The organism is Rhodopseudomonas pentothenatexigens, assembly GCF_900218015.1.
Taxonomy (GTDB): Bacteria; Pseudomonadota; Alphaproteobacteria; order Rhizobiales; family Xanthobacteraceae; genus Rhodopseudomonas; species Rhodopseudomonas pentothenatexigens.
The window spans coordinates 21260-33337 of sequence record NZ_UFQQ01000040.1 but is presented as its reverse complement, the minus strand read 5'-3'; the positions used below and the strand labels follow the sequence as shown (position 1 = coordinate 33337).

12 protein-coding genes and 1 tRNA gene are annotated in these 12078 nt (G+C 66.5%); 6 read left to right on the top strand and 7 right to left on the bottom strand.

Annotated elements, in window-relative coordinates:
• Positions 1-79 precede the first annotated feature (79 nt).
• From DWA33_RS23355 to DWA33_RS23330, 6 genes are all read right to left on the bottom strand, one after another.
• Positions 80-832 carry a DUF6538 domain-containing protein gene (locus tag DWA33_RS23355; RefSeq protein WP_347337912.1) on the bottom strand — a complete coding sequence of 251 codons (753 nt, stop codon included), beginning with the start codon at positions 830-832 and terminating at the stop codon, positions 80-82.
• 64 nt (positions 833-896) lie between these two features.
• Positions 897-986 (bottom strand) — tRNA-Ser (locus DWA33_RS23350).
• Between the two features lie 156 nt (positions 987-1142).
• Positions 1143-2636, bottom strand: coding sequence for an alpha,alpha-trehalose-phosphate synthase (UDP-forming) (otsA, locus tag DWA33_RS23345; RefSeq protein ID WP_114360882.1), 1494 nt, complete (start codon positions 2634-2636; stop codon positions 1143-1145).
• A 147-nt stretch (positions 2637-2783) separates the two neighbouring features.
• Positions 2784-3578 carry a trehalose-phosphatase gene (otsB, locus tag DWA33_RS23340; protein ID WP_114360881.1) on the bottom strand — a complete coding sequence of 265 codons (795 nt, stop codon included), beginning with the start codon at positions 3576-3578 and terminating at the stop codon, positions 2784-2786.
• Positions 3575-5065, bottom strand: coding sequence for an MFS transporter (locus DWA33_RS23335; protein WP_114360880.1), 1491 nt, complete (start codon positions 5063-5065; stop codon positions 3575-3577). The genes otsB and DWA33_RS23335 overlap by 4 nt, the downstream gene beginning before the upstream one ends.
• A gap of 315 nt (positions 5066-5380) precedes the next feature.
• On the bottom strand, positions 5381-6172 hold the full coding sequence (locus DWA33_RS23330; RefSeq protein WP_244601381.1) for a DNA-3-methyladenine glycosylase family protein: 792 nt from the start codon (positions 6170-6172) through the stop codon (positions 5381-5383).
• A 70-nt stretch (positions 6173-6242) separates the two neighbouring features.
• Between DWA33_RS23330 and gluQRS the strand changes: the two genes are divergently transcribed.
• Both gluQRS and DWA33_RS23320 read left to right on the top strand, forming a co-directional pair.
• Positions 6243-7124: a tRNA glutamyl-Q(34) synthetase GluQRS gene (gene gluQRS, locus DWA33_RS23325; protein WP_114360879.1), complete on the top strand. Its 882-nt coding sequence runs from the start codon at positions 6243-6245 to the stop codon at positions 7122-7124.
• A gap of 101 nt (positions 7125-7225) precedes the next feature.
• The gene (locus DWA33_RS23320) at positions 7226-8443 is read left to right on the top strand and encodes an ATP-binding protein (protein WP_114360878.1); all 1218 of its coding nucleotides are present in this window, start codon (positions 7226-7228) and stop codon (positions 8441-8443) included.
• On the opposite strand, the gene DWA33_RS23315 is transcribed toward DWA33_RS23320, so the two are convergent.
• A complete protein-coding gene (locus DWA33_RS23315; RefSeq protein WP_114360877.1) occupies positions 8370-9263 on the bottom strand; it encodes a YihY/virulence factor BrkB family protein in 894 nt (297 codons plus the stop codon). The genes DWA33_RS23320 and DWA33_RS23315 overlap by 74 nt on opposite strands.
• A gap of 136 nt (positions 9264-9399) precedes the next feature.
• Between DWA33_RS23315 and DWA33_RS23310 the strand changes: the two genes are divergently transcribed.
• The 4 genes from DWA33_RS23310 (at position 9400) to DWA33_RS23295 (ending at position 12037) form a co-directional block, all read left to right on the top strand.
• Complete coding sequence (locus DWA33_RS23310; protein ID WP_114360876.1) at positions 9400-9594, top strand: twin transmembrane helix small protein; 195 nt, start codon at positions 9400-9402, stop codon at positions 9592-9594.
• Between the two features lie 68 nt (positions 9595-9662).
• Positions 9663-10235 (top strand): cob(I)yrinic acid a,c-diamide adenosyltransferase, encoded by a 573-nt coding sequence (locus DWA33_RS23305; RefSeq protein WP_114360875.1) that lies wholly within the window; start codon positions 9663-9665, stop codon positions 10233-10235.
• A gap of 105 nt (positions 10236-10340) precedes the next feature.
• Complete coding sequence (locus DWA33_RS23300; RefSeq protein WP_013504560.1) at positions 10341-11090, top strand: electron transfer flavoprotein subunit beta/FixA family protein; 750 nt, start codon at positions 10341-10343, stop codon at positions 11088-11090.
• Positions 11090-12037, top strand: coding sequence for an electron transfer flavoprotein subunit alpha/FixB family protein (locus DWA33_RS23295; RefSeq protein WP_114360874.1), 948 nt, complete (start codon positions 11090-11092; stop codon positions 12035-12037). Before DWA33_RS23300 ends, DWA33_RS23295 begins: the two co-directional genes overlap by 1 nt.
• The last annotated feature ends 41 nt before the right edge of the window (positions 12038-12078 follow it).

Here is a 12078-nt window from a genome sequence, read left to right as displayed (position 1 = left end):
TGTGAATGTTCATCCGGTCCCTCCCTGGATACTGAAGCATCGCAACCTCAGCATCCCCGGTCCGGACCGGATGGACAACCTAATGAAAGCTCACAGCTAGGTCGTCGTGCCCAACAAACTCCATCAGCGATTTCAGCTTCGTTCGCCAAGAACGGCGTGTCTTGTCGGCGAGGTCGGCTTCGTCGGCGTAGCGCTCGAACATGTCCATGGCATCGACCGCACCGGCGGATTTCAAAGCCTCTGAAGGGGCAAAGCGTCCCGCGTCAGGATCGGGCCGCCAATCACCGCCGGCCAGTTTCTTGATGTGTTCGGCCGCTTGGACTTTGGCGCGGACAAATTCCTCGATGAAGAGATCCTGAATTTGTCCCGAAAGCCGGAGCCCCTTCCTCTCCAGAAAGGCGTCAGCTTCCTTGGCAAAGCTCATTCGAAGGTGGAAATTCGGGGGGATCGGTAGAAAACGCCGCTTTTTCTCGCGCAACCGCCTGAGCTCTAAGTCCCACTCGGCAGCGCGACCTGGATTGTCCCGGTGAGCCGCAATTGTTTCCTGGTAGAATTCGCCTGCCAACGCCGAGATTTGCCGCTGAGACAGCTTGGCATATTGGTGGCCGTGGAGATGCTCGTGCCAAAGCCGCTCGATCTCAGCGTTTTTCTCCCGAAAGATAACCTCCGCGAGTTTGGGGTCGGAGGTGCCAAGCGAAAATTTGATCTCGCGCTTACCCCCCATAAACGCGACAAGGTTGGCCGGCACTCGCCGCCTGAACCACCAATTTTCGGGGATTCTTCCAAGGACTCTGCATTTTAAAGGCCATTTGTGTCCACTTTCGTGTACCACTTGGCGCTTGCAGAAAGCCTTAAATTGTCTAGTGAATTTGAATCACTCGGGTTTTTGGAAGCCATGGCGGAGAGAGTGGGATTCGAACCCACGGTACGGTTTCCCGCACACACGCGTTCCAGGCGTGCGCCTTCAACCACTCGGCCACCTCTCCGGGCGCCCTCTCATGACCGCGTCGGGCGGATTTGGCAAGGGATTGCGCCGCCGGTGGGGAAAATTCACGCCCAATCCGGCCCTTCGGCGCGACCGCTCGGCCTGACTGGCCGCCGGCGGCGCGTCGTAGGCCGCTGTCCCCCGAGGGACCCGCGCTCTATTGCAGCACCGCGCCGCCGACCGCCCGGGGTGTTCGCCGTGACCAGCCGCCGGCCAGCATCATCGAGGATGGCGGCGCCGACGGCGCCAGCGGAATCGGAGCGTGGCTGCGATTGTCGGCGTGCGCGCGCTCCAGCGCCCCGACGAAATCGCCGAACCAGCGCTGAATGCTGTTGTCGCGCAGCTTGGCCATCATCGCCTCCCAGCGCAGCCGGCGCTCGGTCAGCGGCATCGCCAGCGCGGCGGCGATCACCCGCGACATGCCGTCGATGTCGTGCGGATTGACCTGCAGGGCGGTGTCGAGCTCGTTGGCGGCGCCGGCGAATTTCGACAGCACCAGCACGCCGGGATCGATCGGATTCTGGGCGGCGACATATTCCTTCGCCACCAGATTCATGCCGTCCTGAAGCGGCGTGACCAGCCCGACATGCGCCGAGCGATACAGCCCGGCCAGCACGCTCTGGCGATAGCCCTTGTTGAGATAGCGGATCGGGGTCCAGTCGACCTCGCCGAGCCGGCCGTTGACGTCGCTGACCAGCTTGGCGAGATCGCCTTGCAGATTGCCGTAAGCCTCGATCGTGCCGCGGGACGGAGTCGCGATCTGGAGCAGCGACACTGCCCGCTGCAAAGCAGGCCGGTCGGACAACATCTTGTCGAACGCCTTGACCCGGTTGATCAGGCCTTTCGAATAGTCGAGCCGATCGACCCCGATCACCAGCTTCTCGCCATTGAGACTTTTGCGCAGGCGCGACACTTCCGGATGGGTCATCGCCTTCTGTGCCTGATGGGCGAATGCGCCGGAGTCGATGCTGATTGCGAACACCTCGCAACGCGTCGTTCCGCTCGCCGTGGTCACCGCACCGTCGGCGACCTCCAGGCCGAGTTCGGATCCGACATAGCCGAGGAAATTACCGCGGTCCTCTTCGGTCTGGAATCCGATCAGATCATAGGCCAGCATCGCCTCGATCAGTTCGCGATGATGCGGAACGCAGCCGATGGTGGCGCGCGACGGCCACGGTGTGTGCAGGAAGAACCCGATCGGGTGGTTCACGCCGAGCTGGCGCAATTCCGCGCCGAGGGCGAGGAAGTGATAGTCCTGAATCCAGAACGCCGCGTCCGGCTTGCGGAAGCGGAGCAACGCCCGCGCCATGAACGCATTGACTTCGCGATACGAGCGGTAATCGTCGTGCGAGACCCGGATCAGATCCGGGCGGGAATGCAGCGCCGGCCACAGCGCCGAATTGGCGAAGCCTTCGTAGTACCCGCCGTAATGCGCCGCCGGCAGGTCCAGCATCGCGAGCGCGCCGGCGCCGAGCTGTTCGATCTCGGCGAAAGGTTCGCGGTGAACACCGTCACGGACCCGCCCGCTCGACCCGACCCATATCGCCCCGGATTTCTCCACCACAGGCAGCAGCGCTGCCGCCAATCCGCCCGTCATCGGTTCGTTCCCCGACGCACGGGCAACTCGGTTCGAAACCACGATCAGGTTCACGTCTCCCTCCGGCTCCCCAATTGTCTGGTGCGTCTGCGTGACGCTGCGGAGATTAACATCCATTCATCGTGATCGTTCCATGGCGAAGCCGGAACTTTTCCAAACATTGCGCGTTGCGACGGGTTCTGCGTGCGGAACCGCACCGGACTACGCGGTCGGGCCGAGTAGACCTGCGAGCCAGTCGCGCACATCGCGCGGCTCGTCGAAACGACCTGCGGTGAGTTCGCTGTCGCGTCCCACCGAGAACGCGACGCCGTCGAGGTCCGGCATGATTGCGAACACGGTTTCGTCGGTCACGTCGTCGCCGATGAATACCGGTCGGCGGCCATGGAACGGCGCGTGTTTCATCAGTTCCACTACGCCGGTCGCCTTGGTGAAGCCGGCATGCTTGATCTCGCAGACCGACTTGCCGGGCAGAACCTCCAGCGGCGCCTCGGGATGTTCGGCCCGGATCGCTGCGACCGACTCGTAGATCGCTTTTTCAGTGTGCGGTGCCAGACGATAGTGCAGCGCCAGCGAGTAGCCTTTGTCCTCGAGCAGAATACCGGGACTGATGCGGGCGATCGCCGCGAGCCGGCTCTTGAGGTCGGGATCGAGCGGCGGCGCGTGCGTCGCCACCGCTTCGCCGTCGCCCGACAGCCGCATCTCGGCGCCGTGACCGCCGACCGCGGGCAGCCGCATCGGCGCGAAGATCAGATCGATATCGTTGATCGACCGGCCGCTGACCAGCGCCAGCGCGCCGGAGGTTCTGACCAGGAGTTTGGTCAGAGTTTGTTCCAGCTCCGGCGGCACCCAGACTTCGCGCGGGGTCGGCGCCATGTCCAGCAACGTACCGTCGATATCGAGCAGCAGCGCACACCGATCGAGCTGCGGGATCAGCGCGCCTGCCACCGCGGCCGAAACGGCCGGTTGCGAGGACGGTCGAACGAGCTTGGTTGTCATCGATGCTCCTGTGTGGCGGCGAGCGGCCGCGCGACGTGTTCCAGCGGCCGGCGTTCGGCCGCTACAGCATACCTCCAACCGATGACAGCCGCCGCCATCATCAGGGACGATCCGAGCAGGTAACCGGCGAACACGCTGCCACGCGATCCGGTATCGATCAGCGCACCGAACAGCGCCGGTCCGGCGACACCGCCGATGCCGGTGCCGATGGCATAGAAGATCGCGATCGCCAGCGCACGAACTTCCAGCGGAAACGTCTCGCTGACGGTGAGATAGGCCGCGCTGGCGGCGGGCGATGCGAAGAAGAAGATCACCATCCAGGCGATCGTCTGGCCCTGCGCGCTGAGCGCGCCGATCGAGAACAGGTAGCCGGACAGCGCCAGCAGGATCGCCGAAACGCCGTAGGTGAAGCCGATCATGGTGCGGCGGCCGAGCGTATCGAACAACCGGCCGAGCAGCAGCGGCCCGAGAAAATTGCCGGCCGCGAACGGCAGGATGTACCAGCCGACATCATTTGCGGGGATGCCGAAGAAATCGGTCAGAACCAGCGCATAGGTGAAGAAGATCGCATTGTAGAAGAACGCCTGCGCGCCCATCAGCACCAGCCCGACCAGCGAGCGCTGCCGATAGGTCGCAAACAGAGTCCGGGCAATCTCCAGCAGCGGGGTGTGGGTTCGCATCCGCAGCCTGATCTTCGGCAACACCAGCGGACGATCGGCCGCGCGCCGCGCATCGCGCTCGATGTCGGCGACGATCGCTTCGGCGCGCTCCGGCTGACCGTGGATCATCAGCCAGCGCGGGCTTTCCGGAATCCACCAGCGCATCGCGAACACCACCAGGCCGATGACCGCCCCGGTCAGATAGGCCAGCCGCCAGCCGTATTCGGGATCGATCACGGCGGGGTCGAGCAGAACGATCGCGCCCACCGCCCCGATCGCCGCGCCGATCCAGAAGCTGCCGTTGATCACCAGATCGGTCCAGCCGCGATACCGCGCGGGCATCAGTTCCTGGATGGTGGAGTTGATCGCGGTGTACTCGCCGCCGATGCCGGCACCGGTGAGAAACCGAAACAGCGCGTAGCTGGCGATATCCCACGACAGCGCCGTTGCGGCGGTCGCGCTGAGGTACAGCGCCAAGGTGATGAAGAACAGCTTCTTGCGCCCGATCCGGTCGGTCAGCCAGCCGAATCCGATCGCGCCGATCACGGCGCCCGCCAGATAGGCGCTGGTGGCGAGGCCGACGTCGAGGTTGGAGAAGCGCAGGACCGGACTGTCCTTCAACGCCCCCGCCAGCGCGCCGGCGAGCGTCACTTCCAGACCATCCAGAATCCAGGTAATGCCGAGCGCCGCCACCACCCGGGTGTGGAAGCCGCTCCACAGCAGACCGTCGAGGCGCGCCGGAATATCGGTTTCGACCACCCGCGCACCGGCCTGCTCGACGACCTGAGCCTGCGGCGGGGTGATCGCGGCGCTCGCGCTGTCGGTCATACACTCCCACTCCGGCTGCGGTGTGCCACGCCGCCAGCGCCGAACGTGGCGATCCATCGGCAAAGGATGGACCGATTTGCGCACGGTCAACGGATCAGCAACCGATCGGTTCCACTGGAGCCGGAACTCCAAGTTGCAGCGGCGCCCTACTCCAGCATGGCGATCAGAACCTGTCGCGGCGGCCGGTCAGGCGGCGCGAAAGGGCGCGATCGAAACGGAGTTATGTCCGGCGAGCCTCTGAGATGCGAGCGTCGCTTGGTTCGAACGATCACGGTTGCGCGCGACTCATGTCTCCGCGACTGGTGCGCGGCCGCCTCACGGGGATGACGGACGGGGTCTGCGCGGCGGCGGGGCGGCGGGCTTTTGTTGTGTGGCCTTGGTGTTGGCCGCCTTGGTGTTCGCCGCCTCGTCGTCGCCGATCACACCCTCGCGCCGCTTCACGGCGTGGTAATACGCCCACCACAGATGCGCGGCGGCGCCGCGCAGCGGACGCCAGGGTTCGGCGAGCGGGGCCATCTGCTTCACGGTGGGACGCGCTTTCAGGCCGAGGCCGATCCGCATCGCCTCCTGCACCGCGAGGTCGCCGGCCGGCCAGGCGTCGCCGTGGCCGAGGCAGAACAACAGATAGATGTCGGCGGTCCACGGCCCGATGCCGTGCAGCGCCGTCAGCGTGGCGTGGGCGGCGTCGGCGTCTTCTTCGGCCAGCACATCGAGGTTGAGCCGTTCGGTGGCGAGCTCTTTGGCAAGCGCCTTCAACGTCTTGATCTTCGCGGTCGACAGCCCGAGCCGCGCCAGCCGGTCGGGCCGCGCCCGCTTGATCGCGCCGTGCTCGAACGGCTCGAACGCCGCCGACACCCGGCCCCAGATCGCTGCCGCCGAGGCGGTCGAAAGCTGCTGACCGCAGACGATCGCGGCGAGGCCGGCAAAGCCCGGCTCGCGCCGGCGCAGCGCCGGCATGCCGGCGACCTGAAGCACCGGCCTCAGCCGCGGGTCCCGTTCCACCAGCGTGGTGATGGCGTCATCGAGGTCGGCCTGGCTGTCGAGATGGATGGTCATCAGGTGGTTCGGCTTTCCGGCGTCATGCGCGGGCTTGACCCGCACATCCATCCGCTATCGTAAGAGAGTCTCTCATCCGATGGATTGCCGGATCAAGTCCGGCAATGACGTCAGGGGTTCAATGCCGCCACCCGTTTTCCGATTTGCTCCGAGTCCGAACGGGTATCTGCATCTCGGCCATGCCTATTCGGCGCTGCTGAATGCCGATCTGGCGCGGGCGAGCGGGGGCACGCTGCTGCTGCGGATCGAGGACATCGACCGCACCCGCTGCCGGCCGGAGTTCGAACAGGCGATCTACGAAGATCTGGCCTGGCTCGGCGTCGCGTGGGACGGCGAGGTGCGGCGGCAGTCGGACCACCTCGAACTGTATCGCAGTGCGGTCGAGCGGCTTGCGGCGCGGGGACTGGTCTATCCGGCGTTCGAAAGCCGCGCCGAGATCGCCCGGCTGGTCGCGGCGCAGGATCAGGTCGCGGAGTGGCCGCGCGATCCCGACGGCGCGCCGCTGTATCCGGGGATCGGTCAGCGGCTCGCGGCGGTGGAACGGGCCGAACTGATTGCCGCTGGCATTCCCTATGCGCTGCGGTTGGATATGGCGGCTGCCCTTGCACTCGCCGGCGAACTGAGCTGGCGGGAGCTCGGCAGCGGCCCAGGGGGCGAGGCCGGCACGATCGGGGCGCGACCGGAGGCGTGGGGGGACGTCATCGTCGCGCGCAAGGAGACGCCGACCAGCTACCACCTCTCGGTGGTGATCGACGATGCCCTGCAGGGCGTCACCGAAGTGGTGCGCGGCGCCGATCTGTTCTGGTCGACCTCGGTGCACCGGCTGCTGCAGCACCTGCTCGGCCTGCCGCCGCCGGTGTACCGGCACCATGCGCTGCTGCGCGACGCGGAGGGCCGCAAACTGTCGAAATCGACCGGCGCCACCGGCCTGCGTGAGCTGCGCGCAGCAGGCGTCACGCCGGCCGAGGTCCGGACCATGGTTGGGCTGGCAGCGCCTGCCTGACGGTCGCCTGATGGTCGCGAGGGATGGCAGCGCAGCGGACTTCCCGGCGTGACTCGACGGGTTCGGGCGTGGCATTGTGGCCGGGACGGCTCGGGGGACTCATGGCGGTGAAATCGCGCGCGTTGCGCAGCGGGCGGACGCAGGTGAAGCGGACGCCGGTGAAACGCGTCCGGCGTAAGAAACCGGCGTCGTCCGGCATGATCGAGACCGTGCTGGCGACCTTCGCGCACGAGGTCCGGACCCCGCTGACCGGTATCCTGGCTGTCAGCGAATTGCTCGCGACCTCCGACCTCGGTGAGCGCGAGCGGCGCTGGGTCGACACCATCAAGGCCGGCGCCGAGCATCTGTCCGGCCTCGCCACCTTGTTCGTCGACGCCGCACGGCTCGGCACCACCGGGCTCGGACTGCGCTCGGAGTTCTTCGATCTGCGGGCGCTGGCGCGTCATGCCGGCGATTCGCTGTCCGGCCGCGCCGCCGCCAAGGGGCTGCGCGCCACGGTGACGATCTCGCCGCGACTGCCGGGGTTTGCGATCGGCGATGCGGTGCGGTTGCGCGCCGCGCTGGAAAACCTGATCGACAACGCGGTGAAGTTCACCGAGCGCGGCGACGTCGCGCTGAAGGTCGCCGCCACGGCTGCCGGCCCCGGCAAGTCGCAGGTCTCGTTCGCGGTGTCCGACAGCGGCATCGGGCTGTCGCTGGCCGAGATCAAGCGGCTGTTCCGGCCGTTCTCCCAGGCCAATGTCAGCATCGCCGCGCGGTTCGGCGGCGCCGGCCTCGGGCTGTCGTCGGTGCGACAGATCGCCCGGGCGCTCGGCGGCGACGTCACGGTGGTGCAGCGTCCGCGCGGCGGGACGGTCTTCACCCTGGCCGTGACGCTGGAGCGCGCCAAGCCGCCGCAGATGTCCACCGCAAGCGGCGCCGTCCGGGCCGCGGGGGGCGGCCGGCTGCGAATCCTCAGCGTCGAAGACAATCCGTTTGGCCGGGTGGTGCTCAACGCCATCCTCAGCGAACTCGGCCATCAGTGCGATTTCGTCGGCAGCGGCGAAGCAGTGCCGGAGCGTCTGGCAAAGGGCGAGTTCGACGCGGTGCTGATGGATATGGTGCTGCCCGGGATCAGCGGCATCGAGGCGATCGAGCGTATCCGAACACTGCCGCCGCCGCTCGGCGCGATTCCGATCATCGGAGTGTCGGGGCGCGATCAGGACGAAGCGGCGGCGCGTCAGGCCGGCGCCGACGGCTTCCTGCTCAAGCCGGTTTCGCCCCGGGCGCTCGCAACTGCGCTTCTTGCAGCGTCGTCCCCTCGGGCAGCCGCGACTTGATGATCGCGGCATTGAGTTCGCCGCCGTAAACGAAGATCGCCGCGATGAAATACAGGAACACCAGCGCGATGATCACCGAGCCCAACCCCGCATACATCGTTACGTAATTGTTGGCGAAGCGCGCCAGATACATGCCGAACGCGACGCCCGAGATCAGCGAAGCCGCCATGGTGAAGACGATGCCGGGCAGGATCTGCTTGAACGAACGCCGCCCCGCCGGCAGATAGGCGTGCAGCAGGAACAGCGCCACGGTCAGCGCCGTGATGGCAATGCCGTAGCGGCCGATCGTCAGCAGCGGCTCGTTGTTTTGGACTATCAGCGGCACGTAGCGCCGCGCGGTGGCCAGGATCAGCGGTCCGAGCACGATCAGGAACCCCATCGCCAGTGCGGTGAACGCCGCCACCAGGGTGTAGCCGATCGACTCCAGCCGCAGCAGGTACCACGCCCGCGGCTCGATCACCGCATAGGCGCGGTTGAGGCCGACCCGCAGGCTCTCGACGCCGTTGGAGGCGAAGTACAGTGCCAGCAGCAGGCCGACCGTCAGAACGCCGCCTCGGGTGGTGGTCAGCACGTCGTGGATTTCGCCCGACAGCGTGCTCGCGACCTGAGCCGGCCAGACGTCGAGCAGCAGTTCGGCGGCGCGGTCGGCGAGCTCACGCGAGCCGACGAAGCCGGCCAGCGAGGTGAGTACGATCAGAAACGGAAACAGCGCCATCAGGGTCGACAGCGCGATGTGGCTGGCGATCGCCCATCCGTCGTCGGCCAGGAACGTGTAGAACGCGTCGACCGCGACCGCATAGGCGTAGCGAATCTGCCTCACGGGTCACCTTGTCGAGTTGCGGCCGGCGGGATGGCAGAACCTTAGCATCCGTTACTAACCGGCTCCACCCGGGATCGTTGCGTCGGGCGCCCCCGTGGGGATGGCGCGGGGGCGGCGGCGGTGTTATGAAACCTAGATGGCAACCTTTCTGAGTTCAATCGCCCTGCCGGTCGCGCTCGGCGCCGTCGCGCTGGTGCTCATGCTCGGCTTGATCAACATGATGCGGGGCGGCTCGCCGAACAGGTCGCAGACCCTGATGCGATGGCGGGTGTTGCTGCAATTCGTCGCCATCGTCATCACCATGCTTGCGATCTGGGCGCTCGGCCGTTAGCTGCCCACCAAGCCCCGGCTCATCAAACTCCGGCTTCACAGGATCTTCCGCAGCAGGAATCCCGCGCAATGGTCGTGCTCAATCGAATCTATACCCGCAGCGGCGACGACGGCACCACCGCCCTCGGCTCGGGCGAGCGGCGGCCGAAATCCGACCCGCGGATTGCGGCCTATGGCACTGTCGACGAGACCAACGCCGCGCTCGGCGTGGTGCGGCTGCATCTGTCGGACCTGCCGGAACTCGACGCCATGATCGGGCGTATTCAGAACGATCTGTTCGACCTCGGCGCCGACCTTGCGGTTCCGGAGCGCGACGGCAAGGCCGAGCGGCTGCGGGTGTTGTCGAGCCAGGTCGAGCGCCTGGAGCGGGATATCGATCGGCTCAACGAGCGGCTGGCGCCGCTCACTTCGTTCGTGCTGCCGGGCGGCAAGCCGGCAGCCGCTTACCTGCATGTAGCGCGGACGATTTGCCGCCGCGCGGAACGCGCGATGGTGGAACTGTCGACCCGCCCGCACGAGAAGGTCACCCCGGCGGCCGTCCAGTACGTCAACCGGTTGTCGGACTTCCTGTTTGTCGCGGCCCGCACGGTGAACGACGGCGGCGCCTCCGACGTTCTCTGGGTGCCGGGCCAGAACCGCTAGGGAACATGGCGGTTTTTGGCTTTGCCGCGTTGACCCCGGTTAGGAGGGGCTTTAGGTTCCGCCGCCACAACTAAAGATTACCCACCGCAACACGAAAGAGGATCGATGAAGGTTCTGGTGCCGGTCAAGCGCGTGGTCGACTACAACGTCAAGATCCGCGTCAAGAGCGACGGGTCGGGCGTTGAACTCGCCAACGTCAAGATGTCGATGAATCCGTTCGACGAGATCGCCGTCGAAGAAGCGCTGCGCCTCAAGGAGGCCGGCAAGGCGACCGAAGTCGTCGTGGTCTCGATCGGACCGGCGCAGGCGTCGGAAACCCTGCGCACTGGCCTCGCCATGGGCGCCGACCGCGGCATCCTGGTCAAGGCCGACGGCGTCGTCGAGCCGCTGGCGGTCGCCAAGATTCTGAAGGGCGTGGCCGACGAAGAAAAGCCGGGACTGATCATCCTCGGCAAACAGGCGATCGACGACGACAGCAACCAGACCGGCCAGATGCTGGCCGCGCTGCTCGGCTGGGCGCAGGCGACCTTCGCCTCGAAGCTCGAAGTCGACGGCTCCGACTTCACCGTGGCGCGTGAAGTCGACGGCGGTTCGCAGACCGTCAAGCTGAAGGGCCCGGCGATCGTCACCACCGACCTGCGGCTCAACGAGCCGCGCTACGCCTCGCTGCCGAACATCATGAAGGCCAAGAAGAAGCCGATCGCGGAGAAGACCGCGGCCGACTACGGCGTCGACGTTTCGCCGCGCCTGGAAGTTCTGAAGACCGTCGAGCCGGGCGGCCGCAAGGCCGGCGTCAAGGTCAAGGACGTCGCCGAACTGGTTTCGAAGCTCAAGAACGAAGCGGGTGTAATCTGATGACCACGCTGCTGATTGCCGAACACGACAACGCTCAGCTCAAGGACGCCACCAACAAGGCGATGACCGCCGCCGCCGCGCTCGGCGGCGAAGTGCACGTGCTGGTCGCCGGCCAGGGCTGCAAGGCCGCGGCCGATGCCGCCGCCAAGCTGCAGGGCGCCGCCAAGGTGCTGCTCGCCGAAGCGCCGGCCTATGAGCACGATCTCGCCGAGCCGCTGGCCGCGCTGATCGTCTCGCTCGCCGGCAGCTACGACGCGATCGTCGCTCCGGCGACCTCGCGGTTCAAGAACGTGATGCCGCGCGTCGCCGCGCTGCTCGACGTGATGCAAGTATCGGAGATCATCAAGGTGGTGGCGCCCGACACCTTCGAGCGTCCGATCTACGCCGGCAACGCGATCCAGACCGTGAAGTCGAAGGACGCCAAGAAGGTCATCACCGTCCGCACCTCGACCTTCCAGGCGACCCCGGGCGAGGGTGGCAGCGCCGCGGTCGAGACCGTCGCGGCGGCGGAAGATCCGGGCCTGTCGAGCTTCGTCGGCGAAGAGGTCGCCAAGAGCGATCGCCCCGAACTGTCGTCGGCGAAGATCATCGTCTCCGGCGGCCGTGCGATGCAGAGCCGCGAGAACTTCACCAAGTACATCGAGCCGCTCGCCGACAAGCTCGGCGCCGGTGTCGGCGCCTCGCGCGCCGCGGTCGATGCCGGCTACGCCCCGAACGACTGGCAGGTCGGCCAGACCGGCAAGGTGGTGGCCCCGGAGCTGTATGTCGCGATCGGCATTTCCGGCGCGATCCAGCATCTGGCCGGCATGAAGGACTCCAAGGTGATCGTCGCGATCAACAAGGACGAAGACGCGCCGATCTTCCAGGTCGCAGACTACGGACTGGTCGCCGACCTCTACCAGGCTGTCCCGGAGCTGACCGAGGAGCTCGGCAAGCTCGGCAAGTAAACGCCCTCGCGGCGGACGAACCCGGCCTCCCGGCCGGGTTC